Annotated in this window: 17 protein-coding genes; 11 read left to right on the top strand and 6 right to left on the bottom strand. The window is 58.6% G+C overall.

Annotation, left to right across the window (positions count from 1 at the left end; genetic code table 11):
• The first annotated feature begins 31 nt into the window (after positions 1–31).
• The 3 genes from J4E63_RS09730 to J4E63_RS09740 are packed head-to-tail and all read left to right on the top strand — an operon-like array spanning position 32 to position 2,441.
• Positions 32–352, top strand: a complete 321-nt coding sequence (locus J4E63_RS09730; protein WP_060742985.1) for a MocE family 2Fe-2S type ferredoxin — start codon at positions 32–34, stop codon at positions 350–352.
• Positions 353–370: 18 nt separating this feature from the next.
• Complete coding sequence (locus J4E63_RS09735) at positions 371–1,603, top strand: NAD(P)/FAD-dependent oxidoreductase (protein ID WP_207281758.1); 1,233 nt, start codon at positions 371–373, stop codon at positions 1,601–1,603.
• A gap of 1 nt (position 1,604) precedes the next feature.
• A complete protein-coding gene (locus tag J4E63_RS09740; protein ID WP_207281759.1) occupies positions 1,605–2,441 on the top strand; it encodes a sugar phosphate isomerase/epimerase in 837 nt (278 codons plus the stop codon).
• 401 nt (positions 2,442–2,842) lie between these two features.
• On the opposite strand, the gene J4E63_RS09745 is transcribed toward J4E63_RS09740, so the two are convergent.
• The 5 genes from J4E63_RS09745 to J4E63_RS09765 all read right to left on the bottom strand — a co-directional run bounded on the left by J4E63_RS09745 (position 2,843) and on the right by J4E63_RS09765 (position 6,663).
• Positions 2,843–3,424: a TetR/AcrR family transcriptional regulator gene (locus J4E63_RS09745; protein WP_060742959.1), complete on the bottom strand. Its 582-nt coding sequence runs from the start codon at positions 3,422–3,424 to the stop codon at positions 2,843–2,845.
• A complete protein-coding gene (locus J4E63_RS09750) occupies positions 3,411–4,259 on the bottom strand; it encodes a 3-hydroxyacyl-CoA dehydrogenase NAD-binding domain-containing protein (protein WP_207281760.1) in 849 nt (282 codons plus the stop codon). The genes J4E63_RS09745 and J4E63_RS09750 overlap by 14 nt, the downstream gene beginning before the upstream one ends.
• A gap of 38 nt (positions 4,260–4,297) precedes the next feature.
• On the bottom strand, positions 4,298–4,825 hold the full coding sequence (locus J4E63_RS09755; RefSeq protein WP_207281761.1) for a cupin domain-containing protein: 528 nt from the start codon (positions 4,823–4,825) through the stop codon (positions 4,298–4,300).
• Positions 4,826–4,893: 68 nt separating this feature from the next.
• Complete coding sequence (locus J4E63_RS09760; protein ID WP_207281762.1) at positions 4,894–6,009, bottom strand: alcohol dehydrogenase catalytic domain-containing protein; 1,116 nt, start codon at positions 6,007–6,009, stop codon at positions 4,894–4,896.
• A gap of 72 nt (positions 6,010–6,081) precedes the next feature.
• Positions 6,082–6,663 carry an amino acid synthesis family protein gene (locus tag J4E63_RS09765; protein WP_207281763.1) on the bottom strand — a complete coding sequence of 194 codons (582 nt, stop codon included), beginning with the start codon at positions 6,661–6,663 and terminating at the stop codon, positions 6,082–6,084.
• Positions 6,664–6,789: 126 nt separating this feature from the next.
• Here J4E63_RS09765 and J4E63_RS09770 point away from each other — a divergent pair, with 126 nt between their 5' ends.
• The 3 genes from J4E63_RS09770 (at position 6,790) to J4E63_RS09780 (ending at position 9,980) form a co-directional block, all read left to right on the top strand.
• Positions 6,790–7,641: a fumarylacetoacetate hydrolase family protein gene (locus J4E63_RS09770; protein WP_060742954.1), complete on the top strand. Its 852-nt coding sequence runs from the start codon at positions 6,790–6,792 to the stop codon at positions 7,639–7,641.
• 40 nt (positions 7,642–7,681) lie between these two features.
• Positions 7,682–8,242, top strand: coding sequence for a VOC family protein (locus J4E63_RS09775; protein WP_207281764.1), 561 nt, complete (start codon positions 7,682–7,684; stop codon positions 8,240–8,242).
• Positions 8,243–8,342: 100 nt separating this feature from the next.
• Positions 8,343–9,980, top strand: a complete 1,638-nt coding sequence (locus J4E63_RS09780) for a bifunctional 3-(3-hydroxy-phenyl)propionate/3-hydroxycinnamic acid hydroxylase (RefSeq protein WP_207281765.1) — start codon at positions 8,343–8,345, stop codon at positions 9,978–9,980.
• Positions 9,981–10,064: 84 nt separating this feature from the next.
• Here the strand turns inward: J4E63_RS09780 and J4E63_RS09785 are convergent, their stop codons facing one another.
• Complete coding sequence (locus J4E63_RS09785; protein WP_060742951.1) at positions 10,065–10,751, bottom strand: GntR family transcriptional regulator; 687 nt, start codon at positions 10,749–10,751, stop codon at positions 10,065–10,067.
• A 231-nt stretch (positions 10,752–10,982) separates the two neighbouring features.
• Here J4E63_RS09785 and J4E63_RS09790 point away from each other — a divergent pair, with 231 nt between their 5' ends.
• The 5 genes from J4E63_RS09790 (at position 10,983) to J4E63_RS09810 (ending at position 18,172) form a co-directional block, all read left to right on the top strand.
• Positions 10,983–12,635, top strand: coding sequence for a DUF1302 domain-containing protein (locus tag J4E63_RS09790; RefSeq protein WP_207281766.1), 1,653 nt, complete (start codon positions 10,983–10,985; stop codon positions 12,633–12,635).
• 24 nt (positions 12,636–12,659) lie between these two features.
• Entirely contained in the window at positions 12,660–14,012 is a 1,353-nt protein-coding gene (locus J4E63_RS09795; RefSeq protein WP_207281767.1) for a DUF1329 domain-containing protein, read from the top strand.
• Between the two features lie 87 nt (positions 14,013–14,099).
• Positions 14,100–15,194 carry a YCF48-related protein gene (locus J4E63_RS09800; RefSeq protein WP_207281768.1) on the top strand — a complete coding sequence of 365 codons (1,095 nt, stop codon included), beginning with the start codon at positions 14,100–14,102 and terminating at the stop codon, positions 15,192–15,194.
• The gene (locus J4E63_RS09805) at positions 15,191–17,593 is read left to right on the top strand and encodes an RND family transporter (protein WP_207281769.1); all 2,403 of its coding nucleotides are present in this window, start codon (positions 15,191–15,193) and stop codon (positions 17,591–17,593) included. The genes J4E63_RS09800 and J4E63_RS09805 overlap by 4 nt, the downstream gene beginning before the upstream one ends.
• Entirely contained in the window at positions 17,594–18,172 is a 579-nt protein-coding gene (locus tag J4E63_RS09810; RefSeq protein WP_207281770.1) for an NADPH-dependent FMN reductase, read from the top strand.
• The last annotated feature ends 89 nt before the right edge of the window (positions 18,173–18,261 follow it).

Below are 18,261 nucleotides of genomic sequence, written 5' to 3' on the forward strand. Positions count from 1 at the left end.
TCCGGCTGTATCCCGAACAAGAGAAAACGCCATGAACGATCAATGGATCGATGTATGCGCCGTGGGCGAAATAAATGAAGAAGACGTCATTCGCTTCGACCACGGTCCGCATACCTATGCCATCTACCGCTCTGCTGACAACGAGTTTTTTGCCACTGCTGGCCTGTGTACTCACGAGTCGATCCACCTGGCTGACGGCCTGGTGATGGACCATGTCATCGAGTGCCCCAAGCACAACGGGCGCTTTGACTATCGCACCGGCAAAGCCTTGGGGGCGCCAGTGTGCGTCAATCTCAAGACCTATCCGGTACGGGTCGACGCGGGGCGGGTTCTGCTCGCCATTTCGGTTTGACCGCCAGGAGTGCACGCCATGAATGCTCCACTGATTATCGTCGGCGCCGGCCATGCCGGTGGCCGCGCGGCGCTGACCCTGCGCGAGCAGGGTTATACTGGTCGGCTGATCCTGATCGGCGATGAACTCCATTTGCCGTACGAGCGTCCTCCGCTGTCCAAGGGCTTGCTGCAGGGCACGATGGACCTGGATGATTGCAGCCTGTGGAGCGATAGCCGGCTCACTGAACTGAACATCGAACACCTGGCGGGCAACCCGGTAAAAAGCCTGGATCCGCAGCACCACCGCCTGCAATTGACCGACGGACGTTGGTTGCCTTACAGCCGATTACTGTTGGCAACCGGGGGCAGAGCGCGTCGCTTGTCCCTGGTGCCTGAACCTCTGGCCAACGTGCTTTACCTGCGCACCCATGACGAAGCCCTGGCCCTGCGCAGCGCATTGATGCCCGGCACGCGCCTGGTGATCATCGGCGGTGGCCTTATCGGCCTCGAAGTCGCGGCAACGGCCCGGACCTTAGGCTGTCAGGTGACGTTGCTGGAAGCCGGGCCGCGACTGGCCGGGCGAGTATTGCCTGAAGCTGTGTCCCAGGCCTTGTTGGATTTGCATCGGCAACAGGGCGTGGACGTGCGGCTGAACGTAGCGCTTGAAATGGTACAAGGCATCGAACGCGCTGAGGCGGTGCAACTGGTGGACGGCCAGGTGCTGCCCTGTGACTGGGTGGTGGTCGGTATCGGCATGCAACCCAACATCGAATTGGCCGCGGCGGCGGGGCTGGAGGTGGGCCAGGGAATTCGAGTCGATGCCCAGTTGCGCACCAGCGCGCCGGACATCTTTGCGGCCGGCGATGTGTGTGAGTTTCGCCTGCACGCCGACGCGTTATTCCAGCGCCAGGAAACCTGGCGCAATGCCGAGACCCAGGGCCGTCACGCGGCATTGAATCTGTTGGGCGGCGAGCTGCCGTTCGAGGGTGTTCCCGGCTTCTGGTCTGATCAGTACGACTGGGGCTTGCAGACGGTGGGCGTGATCTCACCGGCGCCACCTTCGGCCGTTCGCACCTTGGCAGGCGGTGGTCTGCTGCTGTTCTACCTGGACACCGAGCAACGTTTGCAAGGCGCCTGCGGCTGGGGGCAGGGCAACAGCGTTGCCAAGGACATCAAGTTGTGCGAACGGCTGATTGCCAACCTGACCCCACTCTCTGTGGACGCGTTGGCCGATGCCGATGTGCCTCTCAAACATCTACTAAGGCCCTGACATGCGTGAGTTCCTGGTATTTCAGTCCCTGTGGGCCATGCAAGATCACCGTGGTCAATGCGATCTTTCCCTGGAGGCGCAGGTGGAGAAGATTGCCGCTGCTGGCTTCGATGGGATCACCGACCATTTCTGGATCGCGCCACAGGCCGAACGTCTGCATGCCGCTGCCAAGGCGCAAGGCCTGCAAATCGAAGGTCAACTGTTTCCCCGCACCGTGAATGACTTGGCGCAAGCACTTGAGGTTGCCTCCCGTTACGGCTGCCACCACCTCACGCTGCAAGCCGACGTCCGGCCGCGCACGCTGGCACAAGCGATCACTCTGGTCGAAGGCTGGCAGCGTCTGGCCGAGCAGGTGGACTTTCCGATCCTGCTGGAAACCCACCGCTATCGTCTCACCAGTGACCTGTTGTTCACCCTCGACTTGCTCGCGCAGATGCCCGACCTCAAGTTGTTGGCTGACTTGTCCCATTACGTCGTGGGCCGCGAATTGCCTGAGTCGGCCACTGCCGAAGACGACGAACAGATTCATACCATCCTACGACACAGTTGGGGTTTTCACGGGCGAGTCGCTAATAGTGAGCAGGTCCAGGTGCCCTTGACCTTTGCCCAGCATCGCCCCTGGTTGGACCGGTTTCTGGGCTGGTGGCGTTACGGAATCAAGGATTGGCTGGTGCGACCGAACACACCCGCGAGCCTGTCCTTCACCTGCGAGCTTGGCCCGCCACCCTATGCGATCACATGGAGGGATGGGCGCGATATAACGGATCGCTGGGGTGAGGCGCTGATGCTGAAGGAACTGATGCGGGGTGTTTGGGATGAGTGTCAGGCGGGGCGCTGATGATGATTGCTGGTTCTACTGAATGTGGGACGAATCAAATCGTATAGACCGAAGCCACCCCTTCTTGGGCCTTGATATACCTCAAAAACAAGTCCGGAATTGAGTCTTTTCTTGCTTCGGAAAGATAATAAAAACCTTAAATTTCAATGGGTAGGACGCCAGATACGAGTCTCGTTTGCCGCTCCAGGATTCAGAAAAAAGCCACTCAGATGAGTGGCTTTTTTTGGCCTGGGATTTATGTGCAGGAGGCGTGTCGTGCGGGCTCATCCTTTGCGCCGAACCGCGCGTGCTGACCCGGACTGCATGCGCACAAAGTCCAAAAAGGCTGTTTCCAGTCCTGCTCGAGCCAAATGCTGCACTGCCAGTGGAATGTCGACCTCGTGCAAGTCGACATGTACAGACTAAGGTGCGGAACACTCCTGCACAGCCCCCCTTATCAGCCGCTCGACCAGGTGGGTATAAGCTTCATCAGTCAACGAGCGTTCCTCAAGCCAATCCGGCAGGCAGTTGAGAAGTCGCGTGATGATGGGCCCGGCTGCCGTAACTGTTTCGTGCGCGCTGAACGTATCGCTGAACACCGCGCGCAGAAACGCATGCTCATATCTGCCGCGTTTGAGGATGATGTGTTGCTTCTGGGCGGTATCAAGATAGGCGAAACCCTGTAACGCCAGCCGAAAATGCAGGGGCCGCTCACGGTGCAGGCGCAGGTGGGCGGCAATCAGGTTCGACAGTGGTCGAGGTCCAGCGGTGCGTTGCCGCACAGGTTGCTGGACCAACAGGTGGAGTTCTTCGTAGAACTCTTCGATCAGGTCGAACAACAGGGCTTGTTTGCTGGGGAAATGGTTGTACAGCGAGCCAGGGGCGATACCCACGTGGCGAGCCAGTTCGCGCATGCTGACCTGTCCGAATCCCTTGCTGACGAAAAGCTCCAGGGCCCGTTCTCGGATCGTGTCATACCCGCCGCAAGTTTCAGTTGTAGACATGAAAGCCACGTCCGGATTTTTTGCCTAGCAATCCTGCTGCGACCATCTCTTTGAGCAGCGGGGCAGGTCGGTATTTCGGATCGCCAAAACCTGTTTGCAGGTTGTCCAGAATTCCCAGCACGGTATCCAGGCCAATCAGGTCAGCCAATGCGAGCGGCCCGATCGGTTGGTTGCAGCCCAGGCGCATGCTGGCGTCGATTGCTTGGGCATCGCCGTTTTCCTGAAGGACGAAAATCGCTTCATTGATCATCGGAATGAGGATTCGGTTGACCATGAAGCCCGGGCGATTCTGTGTGTGGATCGCGGTCTTGCCCAACTGTTCGATCAGTGCCCCGGCGGTGGAACAGGTTGCGTCGCTGGTTTGCAAGCCACGGATCAGCTCCACCAGGCCCATGATCGGCACAGGGTTGAAGAAGTGAATCCCCATGAAGCGTTCCGGGTGTTTGATACTCGCCGCCAATTCGGTAATCGATAGCGATGAGGTGTTGCTGGCGATCAGGCAATCCAGGCGAGCGTGGGTGTCGACCTGCTGCAAGATCTTGCGCTTGAGTAACAAGTCCTCCGTGGCCGCTTCGATCACTACGTCCATTTGATCCAGGTCGGTGTAATGGGTCGAGGTATGGATACGTTGCAGGGTCTCAATGGCTTGCGCAGGGAGGAGTGTCCCTTTTTCAACTTGCCGGTCCAGGTTTTTTTGCACGATTTGCAGGCCCCGGCCGAGCGCCTGTTCATGGATATCGATGAGCAATAACGTATGGCCGGCTGCCGCACAGGTTTGGGCGATTCCACTGCCCATTGTGCCGGCGCCAATCACTGCAATGTGCTGCAGGGTCATGTTGAGCACCTAAGGTTCGGTGGGAGAGTGTGTGTCGACTAGTCACGCTTCGTGCCGATCATCACGAACAGCGCGCGGGCGATTTGATCGCTCTTGTTACGCCAGGCATGCCGGGTTCCACGCTGGATGACAACCTCGCCGGGCCGGATCAGTTTTTGTTCGCCATTGTCCAGCTCCAGCCAGAGTTCGCCCTGGAGCAGGATGCCGTAGTCGATGGTCGGCGTCGTGTGCATGCCCGGATGGTCCGGTTCGAAGCATTCGAACAAGCCGGGCAGGGCGCCGCCCAATTCCTCGATCATCTGTCCGACATCCGTCGGGTTCTGCATCACGGTGTCCGGCGGAAAATCATAGATTGCCAGACTGGTTTCGCCTGGCCCAGGCACCAGGGAAGGGTGCCCCAGGGTGGGATCCTGCTGCGCGCCGGCCGTTGATCCGGTGGACCACAGGTGCGCCATGGCATGGCCGGGAATGGACTTAAAGGCACAAGACCGCGGGGCCGCATCATCGCTGATGAATACGGATTGGCCTGTGGCATCCAGGCCGGTGACGACTCTTCGAATTTTCATGGCATTCCCTGGGTTCGGTGGGCGGGCATCAGGGTGCCCGCCGTTGTGTTGAACGGGTTTCGTGAATGTCAGGGGCAGATCACGTAGTTGCTGAAGCCACCCTGGCGATTTTCGATACCGGTAATCGCGTCGTTCACCTTTTCCAGGCTGAAGGCCGTGTTTTCGAAGAATGAAAGATCCAGCGTTCCAGACTCCACCATGTCCGCCATGGCTTGTCCTTGACCTGTGGTGAACCAGGCCGAGCCGCTGATCTGGATGTCGTTGTCCATGATCCAGTGCAGATCGATGGGGACCTCACCTGCGATAGCACCGATATTGACCAGATGACCGCCGCGGTGAATGGATTTGAGGGCTTGGGTCAGGGTCTCGTGAGGGGCGCCTGGGCCCAGGGCATCGATCACCACATCGACACCTTCACCGTGTGTCACTTCATTGACCCACTCATTGGTTGGCAGCGTGCCCAGGGTATGGATCTCAATCCGGCCTGGCGCGGCGAGGTCTTTCACGCGTTGGAAGAGCTCCGCGTTGCGAGCTGTGCCGAGGATCTTGCGAACGCCCATCGCCAGGGCCAGTGCGACAGCGCCCAGGCCGAGCGTGCCACTGATGCCGTTGATCAGCAGGACGGTGCCAGGCCCGACATTGGCCTTGAGCATCGCCTTGTAGGCGGTACCCAGGTAGCCCAGTCGCGCGGCAGTCTCGAAGCTGAGGTTATCGGGCAGTTTCACCAGGCTGTATTGCGGCGCAGGGATGTACTCGCAAAGACCACCGTAGGGATAGTCTTCGAACATGCGCGGGCTTTTTGGCGTGAAGCCGAAATAGCCATTGAAGGTGTAGGCCGTGCAGGCGATGGTATTGCCCGCACGACAGGCTCGACACGAACCACAGTGGCGGCCCGGATTGACGTAGACCCGGTCACCGACCTTGAAGTCGTAGACCTGTTCGCCTACGGCCTCGATGACTCCCGTGGGGTCGAGGCCAAAAGTCGCCGGCAGTTTTGGCAGGGGATTTTGCGGGAACCACTTGACCCAGTTTGTCAGGATGTTGTGGAGGTTGGGGACGATCCCGCATGCCTTGATCTTGACGAGCACTTCAGTTGGACGAATGCCCGGTACGGGCAACTGCTCGATGACCATGGGTTTACCGCCTTCATACAGGCGTGCGGCGCGCATCGTTTTTGCAGTCATGATGTTCTCCGATACTCATATTATTTTTGTCGTAGTGCGTAATCCGTGGAGCGACACTTCAAAACCTTGGCATCAACGTAAGCCGTCTTCACCTCTCACGTCAGCGACCGCCAGGCCGCCCAGTCGCGAATGGATCCTGCCGCCTGTAGCCATGGCCAGGCCGAAAGCGATTTCCCCGCGGCGGGGGCCGTCCCATACCGTCATTTCCGCCACACCAAAATGACTGCGGACATAAGCTGCCTGGATATGCCCCAGCGGAATCATCACCCGGCAACCAGGACCACCGATAGTCTTGCCTGCTGGAACGATGGCCTTGGGGTTGCCCAGTGCCTCACGCATGGCCCAGCCACCGGCTTCGTGCCAGACCGCTCCGTGTTCCAGCTCGCCGTCTTCACCGACAATCGCGCCCTTGCCATAAGCCTGCACTTGCGCGGCGCCGCCCAGTGCCTGGATCAATTGCTCCGACAGTTGTGCGCCTAAACCCCTGAGCTCCTGCATGAATGGCAGCAGGTCTTCTTCATATCTGCCGGCGTAGGGATTGGCGACCACCGCGGTGGCGACCGCAATGCGTAACGGCGTTGATGTGCGGGGGCCTCCCTCGTGGAATATTTCTTCGATGTCCAGTTTGATCTTACGAACCATCACCAGCGACATGCTTGCCTCCAGAACCAGGAGCCTCATGGGGCTCATTATTTTTTTTCGCGACCTTTTGCATTATGCATTTAATGATGTATGGTGCAAGAAATTAGTTTTTATGCACAAAAAAAACAGGAGAAGAACATGAAGCTGATTTCGTACCGCAAAGAAGGGAGGGCCCATTTTGGCGTCGTGTCAGGTGATGGGGTGGTCGAGCTGACCCGTCGTTTTGCGCAGGTTCCGGACCTCGCCACCTTTCTGGCCAATCGACTGCTGGTACAGGAGGCACGCAAGATCGTCGAGACCGCCCAGGCCGATTATTCGTTTTCCAGCATTCAACTGGAGGCCGTCATACCGAATCCCGGCAAGGTTATCTGTGTGGGCATCAACTATGTGGCTCACGCTGAAGAGGCCGGCCGGAAGGTCGGGGAGTTTCCGGTGATATTCCAGCGATTTGCCGAAACGCTACTGCCCCACGGCGAACCACTGGTCAGGCCAAAAGTCTCGGAGCAGTTCGACTTCGAAGCTGAACTGGCCGTCGTCATTGGGAAAGGTGGCGCGCACATCGATCCGGCCGATGCCATGGACCATGTGGCGGGCTACACCTGTTTCAACGATGCTAGCGTGCGGGATTGGCAGTTCCATACGCACCAGTACGGCATGGGCAAGACGTTCAGAAAAACTGGCGCACTGGGCCCCTGGATCATTCCAGCGTCGGAAATTTCCGATTACCGTACGCTGGTGGTACGGGGCATTCTTAACGGTGAGCAACTGCAGGAAGGCAGCCTCTCGGAGCTGGCTTTCGACATTCCACATTTGATCTCCTACGTGTCCAAGGCGCTGCCATGGAACCCGGGCGACATTCTGGCAACCGGCACGCCGAGCGGGATCGGCTTCAAGCGCAAACCGCCGATTTTCTTGAAACCCGGTGATGTGTTCGAGGTGGTCATCACTGAAATCGGGACCCTATCGAACGGCGTCATTGACGAAGCCTGAGCGTTGTCCTCTACACAATCATAAAAATTGGAGGTTCCACATGCCCGCGTTACCCACTATCAATTTCACCCATTCCGGCGTGTTCTGTTCAGACCTGGATCGGATGGTCGACTTTTACTGTCGCGTCCTGGGTTTCATCGTCAGCGACAAAGGCGTGGCCTCGACCGGGCATCGCCTGTTTTTCATGACGCAGAATCCGGAGCTGCACCATCAGGTCGTGCTCTTTGACGGCAAACCTGTTGATCTGCCATTCAACCCGATCAATCAACTGTCGTTCCTGCTCAATTCGTTGGATGACCTGAAGGCCTACTACCAATTCGCCAAAAGAAGCGGCATTGAGGGCATCGCCCAAGTGGATCACGGGAATGCCTGGTCGATTTATTTCAAGGACCCTGAAGGCAACCCCGTCGAGATGTATGTCGATACACCGTTCTATACCGCTCAGCCGTGCAAGGAACCGCTGGACCTCGAGTTACCGACCGAGGTCATTCTGGCCCAGACCGAGGCGATGTGCATACGCCGACCAGGGTTCCAGACACGTGCGCAATGGATGGACTCCATCCGCGCGAAAATCGAAGAACAGCGGGTCCGGATTGCCTGATTGTTCCGTCCGGTAAAGGCGATGCCTGGTTGACGAGCAGGCGTCGCTATCGGCATCAACCAGCACGCGCAATCGATAACTACAAGAAGCGGAGTAGACGATGGACTACGATGTCATCATTGTTGGAATGGGACCGGTGGGCGCGTTGTGCGCCAATCTGGCCGGTCTGTGGGGGCTCAATGCCCTGGTGGTGGACAAGTGCGAAACGGTCTATGCCAACCCTCGGGCCATGGGCTTTGACCATGAGGTGATGCGCGTCTTCGGCAATATCGGCTTGGCTGACGATATTGCCGAACATGTCATGCCGTATCGCCCCTCGGAATACCGCACGACCGGTTCACAATTGATCAAGCGCATTGACGCTGCCAAGCCGCCGTTTCCACTGGGCTGGGCGCCAAATTATGTGTTTTCCCAGCCGCCGGTGGAGCGCGCCCTTCGCGACAAAATTGCCCGTTTCAAATCGGTAACCGTTGAGCTTGGCTCCGAGGTGCTGACGGTCGACTCCGCCGAGTCCCAGGCTAATGTGCGCATCCAGGCGAAGGACGGAACCGAACGCACGGTCACGGCGACCCATGTGCTGGCCTGCGATGGCGGCACCAGCCCGATCCGCACCCGCTTGGGGTTGAAGATGGACGACCTGGCGTTCGACGAGCCGTGGCTGGTGGTCGATGTGATCCTCAACGAAGGGGCGGGGGAGGACCTACCGAAGACGAACGTTCAGTTCTGCGAATTGGCCAGGCCGTGCACCTTTGTCGTCGGCCCCGGGCGCCATCGTCGCTGGGAGTTCATGATCAATCCGGACGAACAGCCTTCGGAAATCTCAAAGCCTGAAACGATCAAGAAGCTGATTGCCCGCTGGTTGCCAGAGCAGGACTATCAGTTATGGCGGGCTTCGGCGTACCGATTCCATGCATTGATCCTGGAGCAGTGGAAAGCCGACCGGGTGTTCTTTCTCGGGGACGCGGCCCACATGACGCCGCCATTCCTGGCGCAGGGCATGTGCCAGGGGATTCGCGATGCCTTGAATCTGGTGTGGAAAATCGCCTTGGTGAAAGAAGGGCTGGCGGCTCCGGATTTCCTGGAAACCTATCAGATCGAGCGTATCCCTCATGTGCGCCAGACCACCCTGGCGGCCAAGGAGTTCGGCGGTGTGATCTGCGAGCGCGACAGTGAGAGAGCCGCGAACCGGGATACACGGCTGATCGAACATATGAAGGAGAACCCGGGCGGGACCATCCGGCAATCGCTGATCCCCGGTCTTTCCCAAGGGTTTATCGCGCAAGTGTCGCCGGCCGGTGAGCTGTTTCCCCAACCTATGGTGATCAACCATGTCGGCAAGCAGGCCTTGCTTGATGAGTTTACCGGCCAGGCGTTTCGTGTGGTCGTTGCCCCCGGCTTCGATGCCACTGCGTTGTTGAGATGCCTGCGCAGCAGCCAGTCGCTTAAAGGCTTGCCTATCCACGTCGTGCGGTTGGTCAACCCTGAGCAATCAGGAGCCCGCGCTGCCGATGAGTACCAGGAAGTCGATGGACTGCTGGCGCAATGGCTGGAACAGCGAGGGTGCAATGTGGTGATCGTGCGGCCCGATCACTACGTATATGGCGGGGCGGTGACGGTGGCCTGGGCGATGGAGTTGCTCGAAGGCATGGAGCTTGCGCTGTGGTGCAAGCCGCCGCAGAAACCCACGCCGACTCAAGGCGGCGTCTGCGACAAGACGATCAGGTTCGCACAGGCTTAAAGCCTGAAAGGCAACACGCCCTTCGCCTGGCACGGTCCACGAACACAGTGCCAGGCGAAGGGTTTTTTGTGACGTTTCATAAGTCTATTGAAGCGTGGCTTGTCGGCGTTCTATGGCTTCGACAATCCGGCCCAGGGTTTCCTGGATGTGATTGCGCAGCAAGGTGACGGCTTTCTCGGTGTCGCGAGCAAGGGCCGCGTCCATCAACTTCTGGTGCTCGTTGCCCTTGTGCCGCTGGGTGACCCGCTGCTGGGCGGAAAAGCGCCGGTAGCGTTCGGCCCGATCAAACAGCGAGTCGATCATCTTCAACAACAACGGCGAGGGGCACGCCGCGAACAGGGCAAAGTGAAAAGCCTTGTGTCGGGTCGACCATTCATCATCGAGCACCAGCACACCGCTTCCGAGTTTTTTCTCGACCAGATTCAGGCGGTGAAAAGCCCCCAGCACATCGGCTTCCCAGGCATCGTCGCCATGCGTAATGGCATCGGCCAACGCCTCGCACTCCAGTAAGCAGCGCATGCGTGTGATGTCGCGAAAATCAGTGACGGAAATGGGGGCAACCCTGAAGCCCTTGTTATCGCTGGCTTCGACCACGCCATCCTGGGTCAATCGATTGAGGGCTTCACGAATCGGCGAGCTGCTGAGGCCGTAGGTCTTGGACAACTCTGCGACCTTGAGTTTTTCGCCGGGAGCCAGCTCACAACAGACGATCGCTTTTTTCATCTTCGTCAACGCGACATCGATCAGCGGAATGCTGGGGGAGGGAATCATGGTCGGAGCCGTCCTGAAATTTGCACCAAACCGATTTTATGCGCAAAACAGACTTTAGTGCAAAGGCTGATTTATCCGCTTGACTTTGAATTTGCGCAGGGCTAGTTTTTGTGCACAAAATATATTTAAGTGCAGCAATGATGTTTTTACGCATAAGAAGTGCCAGCGGTATTCGCGGCCAAGGCTGCGAGTGGATGACCTTTTACAAAAACAAAAAACAGGAACATCTCCATGAAAACAGCCAACCAGCGGTTTTGCCCGTTGCCGGTCTCCAGCCTTGCTTGCACCGTCAGTGCAACGGTACTGCTGAGCCTTTCAACCCAGGTACAAGCCTTCCAGATTGATACCGGCAACCCCGACCTTTCGGCGACGTGGGATAACACCATCAAGTACAGCAATGCCTGGCGTGTGAACAAGCTCGATCACAAAGTGGCAGTGGGCCCGGGGACCTCCAACAGCAATCCCAACCTGGACGATGGCGACCGAAATTTCGACCGCGGGCTCATTTCCAATCGCCTGGACATTCTTTCCGAGTTCGACATCAAGTACAAAGACGTCGGTGCGCGCCTCAGCGCAGCGTCCTGGTACGACAATGTCTACAGCCAGGACAATGACAACGATTCGCCGGGCACCGCCAACTCGGTGAGTGTCGACCACGACGAGTTCACCAGCGACACTCGTCGGATCCACGGTCAACGCACTGAAATCCTCGATGCCTTTGTCTACGGCTCGACGGAGATCGGCACAACCTCGTTGTCCGGGCGGCTCGGGCAGTTCACGCAGATCTACGGCGAAAGCTTGTTCTTTGGCGCCAACGGCATTGCCAACGCCCAGTCCACCGTGGACCTGGTGAAGCTTCAGTCAGTCCCCGGTTCTCAGTTCAAAGAAATCCTGATGCCCACCAAGCAGGTGTCCGGCAACTGGCAACTGAACGACACCGTGAGCGTGGGGGCCTACTACCAATTCGAATGGAACAAGACCCGTTTGCCCGCCGCGGGTAGCTACTTCAGCGGCGCGGACTTTGTGGGTGAAGGCGGGGAGCGGGTGTTCTTTCCAACCGGTGAACTGCGCCATGGCAAGGACAAGGATGCAAGGGATTCCGGGCAGTTCGGCGCGCAGTTGAAGTTCGCTGTGGATGACTGGGAGTTCGGTCTCTACGCCGCGAAATATCACGAAAAGACGCCGGTGTTTTACTTCCGTCCGGCCGCGCTGGTGCCGGGGGCCGATGACTCGTTTATCAATGTCTATCCCGAGGACGTGAAGGTCTTCGGCGCGAGTTTCAGCACGCTGGTGGGCGAAGCCAATATTGCCGGTGAGACATCCATCAGGCTCGATACGCCCTTGGCAGGCGTCGGCGGCACCATCATCACTGGCATGGACGCCGACAACGATTCCAACCCCGCGTACCCCATCGGTCGGTCGTGGCATGCCCAGGTATCGATGATCAATGTCTATGGAGGATCCGCTCTGTGGGACGGCGCTTCCCTGTTGGGTGAGTTGGCGTTCAACCGACGGCTGAGCGTCACCAAAAATGCCGATCAGTTGGACCCCAACACCACGCGCGATGCATTCGCCATGCGCTTCACTTTTGAGCCGCAATATTTCCAGGTCTTTCCCGGCATCGATGTCCAAGCGCCGATCACCCTTGGCTACAACCCGTCCGGGCGTTCTTCCGTCACGCCGCAGGCATTTGGACCGGAACATGGCGGCGACCTGACGCTGGGTCTCAAGGCCGATTACAAGAAGCAGTGGTACGCCTCGCTGAGCTACACCAACTTCTTTGGCGAGGCCGGGCCGGTTATCAACTCAGCCAATTCCTTCACCTACCAGCAAAACATGAAAGACCGGGATTTCGTGGCGTTTTCGATCCAGCGAACCTTTTAAGCAAAGAACAGGCGGGCCCTGATAATGATAAAAATTAAACTGCTGTTGCTGTCCACTCTGTCGATCTCCCTGTCTGTCGGTACCGCGCTGGCGGCGGTCAGTCCCGACGAGGCGGCGAAGCTCAAGACGACGCTGACGCCCATGGGGGCCGAAAAAGCCGGCAACGCCGATGGCTCCATCCCGGCCTGGACCGGCGGCCTGACCAAGGATGTCGCCGGGGCCAAGTTCGGCGATATGCCTGCCGATCCGTTCCCTGGCGAAAAACCGCTGTTGCAGATCACCGCCAAGAACGCTGCGCAGTACGCCGACAAATTGAGTGAAGGAACCAAAGCCCTGTTGGCCAAGTTCCCGGACACCTTTCACCTTGATGTCTATCCGACTCACCGCAGCGCTGCGGCGCCGGACAACGTCTATCAGAACACCTTCGCCAACGCTACTGGCTGCAAGACCACCAGCAATGGTTTGTCGGTAGAGGGCTGTTACGGCGGTATCCCGTTCCCGATCCCGAAAAACGGCAACGAGGTCATCTGGAATTTTCTGCTGCGGGTTGAAGCCGAATCCATACAGATGGGCTATGTCAACGTCATCGGCAACGCTGATGGGACTCGGACGCTGGCCAGCCGGGGCGTGGAGAACTGGCAATACCCGTACTACTACAAGGACGGCGCTGCGGATAAATGGTCCGGGCAGTATGCGCTGCTGCGATTCTTGACCAGCGAGCCGCCATTCAAGGCCGGGGAATCGCTGGTGACCCATGACAGTATCAACGTCCAGGAGCCACGGGAGGCCTGGCAATACCTGGTCGGCCAGCGTCGTGTGCGGCGGGCGCCAACCGTGGGTTATGACACTCCGGACTTCGTCGCTTCAGGTGCGAACTATTTCGATGAGGTGCACGGCTTCATCGGTCATCCGGATCGCTACGACTGGAAACTGGTGGGCAAGAAGGAACTGTACATCCCTTATAACAACAACAAGTTCCACGCCGAAAAACGCGACGATGCCTTTACCGCCAACCACCTCAATGCGGACAAGGTGCGCTGGGAACTGCACCGTGTCTGGGAGCTGGAAGCCACGGTGGCGCCGGGCAAACGCCACGCCGTGCCCAAGCGCCGATTCTTCATCGACGAAGACAGCTGGACCATCTCGCTGGTGGATGGCTACGACGCCGAGGGCAAACTCTGGCGTGTCTCCCAGGTACTGCCATTCGTGGTGCCGGCCATCCCAGCGGTGGTGGTCAAACCTGTGGTGATCTACAACCTGCAGGCCAAGACCTACAGCGTCGTCCAGGGTCTGAACGGGGAAACCTACAGCGTGATACCGCGCAAACCCGAGAACTTTTTCACCGGCACCGCGGTGGCATCCGGGTCGGTTCGCTGAGCCTCGCAACGGTTGATTAATACGTTTGTTTTCTGGAAGCGGTGCACGGTCATCGCTTCCAGAGAGCGGCATCATCGAGGTTCAGACATGCCTACTTTCTATTCCGGCCCTATAAAGGCCTTCATTGCCAGCCTGTGGATGGTGACGACGTTTTATGGCTCGGTCGCCGTAGCGCAAACGACGGGATTGTCCCAGCAACCGGCGATTTACAGCGCGATGGCAACGCAATCGGTCATGCTCAGTGTGGCCCGGGCAGGGCAGCGGTTGGTGGCCGTGGGCGAGCGAGGTTTCATCATCGTATCGGATGACAACGGGGCGAGCTGGCAGCAAGTCGGCTCGCCGGTCAGCGTGACGCTGGTCAAGGTGCGTTTCATCGATGACAACCAGGGCTGGGCAGTCGGACATGCCGGCACCGTGCTGCACAGCCAGGATGGCGGTTCGACCTGGGTTAAACAGCTCGACGGTGTCCGAGCCGCCGAAATCGAACTGGAGCAGGCCAGGCGTGACACCGATGAGCGGGCCCCGGAGCGTCTGTCCCTGGCTCAGCAACTGGTAGATGAAGGGCCTGACAAACCTCTGCTCGACCTGCTTTTCCTCGACGCGCAAAACGGTTGGGTGGTGGGGGCTTATGGCTTGGCTTTCGTCACCCATGATGGCGGGCTCAGTTGGCAGTCCATTCGTGCCCATGTCGATAATCCAGACGGATTACATCTCTATGGCATCGCGCGGATAGGAGCCGATGTCTTCATCGCTGGCGAGCAAGGGACATTGCTGCGTTCCAGCGATACCGGCCAGACCTTCGAGGCGCTGACGCCGCCTTTCGAGGGAACGATCTTCGGTCTCGCACCGGCCGCCAATCATTCGATCCTGGCGTTCGGACTGCGTGGCAAGGCCTTCGAGTCCCGGGATCGCGGCGAGACTTGGAAGCATCTCGACACCTTGCAGCCGGTGACGTTGACCAGCGGCCTGCGTCTTGATGATGACTCGGTCCTGCTGGCGGACGAGTCGGGTCGGGTGCTGCGTTTTGCCGATGGCGACACGCAAGCCGCTGTCCTTCAGATACCTCAACCTCGTTACTTCACGGGCATGACGCAAGCGGCGAACGGTGACCTGATCATCAGCAGCACGCGCGGCATGCTGTCGTCCGCCATAAAAGTGGAATCGTCGGAGCCGCTACAATGAACAGTTTTACGCACTCTGCCGAACACTCGCCTGCGCTTGCATCACCTGCCTTTGATCCTGCTTCCGGAACCCTGGTCGAGCGATTGTTGTTCAATCATCGCAGCATCGTCTTGGGCATCTGTGTGCTGCTCAGCCTGGTGCTCGGCTATCAGGCGTTGAGTCTGAAGCTCAATGCCGCCTTTGAAAAAATGATCCCGACGGATCACCCCTATGTGCAGAACTATCTGCAGAACCGCAGTCAGTTGGGGGAGGGCGGCAACACATTGCGGATTGCGATCGAGGCCAGACAGGGCAGCATTTTCAGTGCCGAGTACTTGGAAACGGTCAAGAAGATCAACGACGAAGTGTTTTTGCTCCCCGGTGTCGACCGCTCCTACATGAAGTCCTTGTGGACGCCGGCCACGCGCTGGATCGGCGTGACCGAGGAGGGTTTCGACGGCGGTCCTGTCATCCCGGACGATTACGATGGTTCAGCCAGCAGCCTGGAACAGGTGCAGCAGAACATCGAACGGTCGGGCGAGGTGGGGCGGCTCGTGGCCTCCAACTTCAAGTCCAGCATCGTGCTCCTGCCGCTTCAGGAAAGCGCCTCGGATGACGGTACCCCACTGGATTACAACGCATTGTCAAACCGACTCGAACAGATTCGGACCAAGTACGAAAACCAGAACATCCAGATTCACATCACCGGTTTCGCCAAGGTCGTGGGGGACTTGATGGACGGCATGCGGCAGATGCAGCTGTTCTTCGCCGCGACCTTGGTGATCTGCGGGCTCGTGTTGTTCTGGTACACACGTTGTGTGCGTAGCACGGTGCTGGTGCTGCTGTGCTCGATCATCGCGGTGGTCTGGTTGCTGGGCTTGCTGCCGACACTGGGGTTCGACCTGGATCCGTATTCCATCCTGGTTCCGTTCCTGGTGTTTGCCATCGGCTTGAGCCATGGCGCCCAAAAAATGAACGGCATCATGCAAGACATCGGACGCGGTGCCGACAAGCTGGTTGCGGCGCGCTTTACCTTTCGCCGGCTGTTTTTAACCGGGTTGATGGCGCTGGTGGCGGACGCCGTGGGCTTTGCAGTGTTGATGATCATCAAGATCCCGGTGATCCAGGACCTGGCCGTTACCGCGACGGTCGGTGTGCTGACGCTGATTTTTACCAACCTGATCCTGCTGCCGATCCTGTTGTCATACACCGGCGTGAGCAAAGTGGCGGCGCAACGGGAAGCGGCCAACGACCGGTTTTCCAAGCTGGACGCTCATCACGCCCGGCATCCGCTCTGGGCTTTCCTGGATCGCTTCACCGAACGCAAATGGGCCAGCGGCGCGATCTTCATCGGCGTGGTGCTGGGTGCGCTGGGCTTTGCCATCAGCCTTCACGTCAAGATTGGCGACTTGAATCCTGGAGCACCGGAGTTGCGTCCTGAGTCGCGCTACAACACCGACAACCGCTTCATGGTCAGCAACTTCTCCGCCAGCAGCGACAAGTACGTGGTGATGGTCAAGACCCCGCAGTACTTCTGCGCCAATTACCAGACGTTGGTAACGGTGGATGCTCTGGAGGCGCAGTTGCAACAGTTGCCGGGCGTGGTGTCCACCACCTCCCTGGCGGCACTGAGCAAACAGGCCGCGGCCGGGATGAACGAGGGCAGCATGACGTGGTACGAGATACCGCGTAACCAGGGGCTATTGAACGCGATCATCACTCGTGCACCGCGGGAGTTGTTCAACCAGAACTGCGATCTGCTGACCGTGTATGTCTACTTGACGGACCACAAGGCCGATACGCTCACCCGCGTGGTGCAGACGGTCGAACAGTTCGCGGCAAGCCATGACAGCGATCAGATTCAGTTCCTGAACGCGGCGGGTAATGCCGGTATCGAGGCGGCCACCAACATCGTCGTGAAACGTTCGAATGTGCAGATGTTGTTCATGGTGTACGCAGCGGTCATTGCCCTGTGTTTCATCACGTTCAGGTCCTGGCGAGCCGTGGTCTGTACGGTGTTGCCGTTGATGCTCACGTCCGTGCTGTGCGAAGCCTTGATGGTGGGGCTCAACATCGGTGTAAAAGTGGCGACCCTGCCAGTGATCGCCTTGGGGGTGGGAATCGGTGTGGATTACGCGCTCTACATCCTCAGCGTGACGCTTGCCAACCTGCGCAATGGTTCCAGCCTGTCGGATGCCTATTACCTGGCGCTGTTATCCACCGGCAAGGTGGTGGTGATGACCGGGATTACCTTGGGGGTGGCCGTGACCACTTGGGTACTGTCGCCGATCAAGTTCCAGGCCGACATGGGCATTTTGCTGGGCTTCATGTTCGTCTGGAACATGGTGGGGGCGCTGATCCTGGTGCCCGCGCTCGCGCATTTTCTCCTCAAGCCCAAGCCACAGACCGTGAGTGTTTAAATGACCGCAACGATAAACCTCCTGGGCTTGTCCGGCAGTTTGCGCCAAGAGTCGGCCCATACGGCGATCCTGCGCACGGTGGCCGAACGGTTGCCTGAACATGTGCAGTTGACGCTCCACGAATTGAACAATGTCCCGCCGTATAACGAGGATGACGATGGCGCCCATTCACCACCGGCCGTGATTGCCTTGCGCGCTGCTGTGGCGGCGGCCGATGGGTTAGTGATCGGCTCGCCGGAATACAACCACGGTATGTCCGGCGTGTTGAAAAATGCGCTGGATTGGTTGTCCCGTCCTCATGGGAAATCGGTACTGCAGGGCTGCCCGGTATTGAGTTTCACTGCCTCGCCGGCGTTCACGGGTGGGGTGCGCGCGCATCAACAGCTCAATGAAACGCTCTGGGCGATCCAGGCGCTGCAGGTCGTTTATCCGCAGATCGTGATCGGTAACGTGACCGGCAAAATAGATCAGGGGCAGCTACGGGACGAATCAGCCCGGGCTTTTTTATTGGATGGCGTTGGCGTGTTGATCACGCAGATCGCTAACGCGCCTATGAGGGGACGTTCACGTTGCTCTTGATGCCCGCTGGAAGCGAGTCCGGACTTAGGGGGATGGTCAGTGCCCAGACCTCCGAGGGGCTGTGGCGGTGGGAGGGCTCAGGGGGGTAA

The organism is Pseudomonas sp. FW300-N2F2, assembly GCF_017351655.1.
Classification (GTDB): Bacteria; Pseudomonadota; Gammaproteobacteria; order Pseudomonadales; family Pseudomonadaceae; genus Aquipseudomonas; species Aquipseudomonas fluorescens_AA.

Excerpts from the sequence above, each read along its gene's own strand:
- J4E63_RS09755 (WP_207281761.1), bottom strand. The coding sequence starts at position 4,825 with ATGAAAATTCGAAGAGTCGTCACCGGCCTGGATGCCACAGGCCAATCC.
- J4E63_RS09770 (WP_060742954.1), top strand. The coding sequence starts at position 6,790 with ATGAAGCTGATTTCGTACCGCAAAGAAGGGAGGGCCCATTTTGGCGTC.
- J4E63_RS09775 (WP_207281764.1), top strand. The coding sequence starts at position 7,682 with ATGCCCGCGTTACCCACTATCAATTTCACCCATTCCGGCGTGTTCTGT.
- J4E63_RS09760 (WP_207281762.1), bottom strand. The coding sequence starts at position 6,009 with ATGACTGCAAAAACGATGCGCGCCGCACGCCTGTATGAAGGCGGTAAA.
- J4E63_RS09730 (WP_060742985.1), top strand. The coding sequence starts at position 32 with ATGAACGATCAATGGATCGATGTATGCGCCGTGGGCGAAATAAATGAA.
- J4E63_RS09790 (WP_207281766.1), top strand. The coding sequence starts at position 10,983 with ATGAAAACAGCCAACCAGCGGTTTTGCCCGTTGCCGGTCTCCAGCCTT.
- J4E63_RS09785 (WP_060742951.1), bottom strand. The coding sequence starts at position 10,751 with ATGATTCCCTCCCCCAGCATTCCGCTGATCGATGTCGCGTTGACGAAG.
- J4E63_RS09740 (WP_207281759.1), top strand. The coding sequence starts at position 1,605 with ATGCGTGAGTTCCTGGTATTTCAGTCCCTGTGGGCCATGCAAGATCAC.
- J4E63_RS09765 (WP_207281763.1), bottom strand. The coding sequence starts at position 6,663 with ATGTCGCTGGTGATGGTTCGTAAGATCAAACTGGACATCGAAGAAATA.
- J4E63_RS09800 (WP_207281768.1), top strand. The coding sequence starts at position 14,100 with ATGCCTACTTTCTATTCCGGCCCTATAAAGGCCTTCATTGCCAGCCTG.
- J4E63_RS09780 (WP_207281765.1), top strand. The coding sequence starts at position 8,343 with ATGGACTACGATGTCATCATTGTTGGAATGGGACCGGTGGGCGCGTTG.
- J4E63_RS09805 (WP_207281769.1), top strand. The coding sequence starts at position 15,191 with ATGAACAGTTTTACGCACTCTGCCGAACACTCGCCTGCGCTTGCATCA.
- J4E63_RS09750 (WP_207281760.1), bottom strand. The coding sequence starts at position 4,259 with ATGACCCTGCAGCACATTGCAGTGATTGGCGCCGGCACAATGGGCAGT.
- J4E63_RS09735 (WP_207281758.1), top strand. The coding sequence starts at position 371 with ATGAATGCTCCACTGATTATCGTCGGCGCCGGCCATGCCGGTGGCCGC.
- J4E63_RS09795 (WP_207281767.1), top strand. The coding sequence starts at position 12,660 with ATGATAAAAATTAAACTGCTGTTGCTGTCCACTCTGTCGATCTCCCTG.
- J4E63_RS09745 (WP_060742959.1), bottom strand. The coding sequence starts at position 3,424 with ATGTCTACAACTGAAACTTGCGGCGGGTATGACACGATCCGAGAACGG.
- J4E63_RS09810 (WP_207281770.1), top strand. The coding sequence starts at position 17,594 with ATGACCGCAACGATAAACCTCCTGGGCTTGTCCGGCAGTTTGCGCCAA.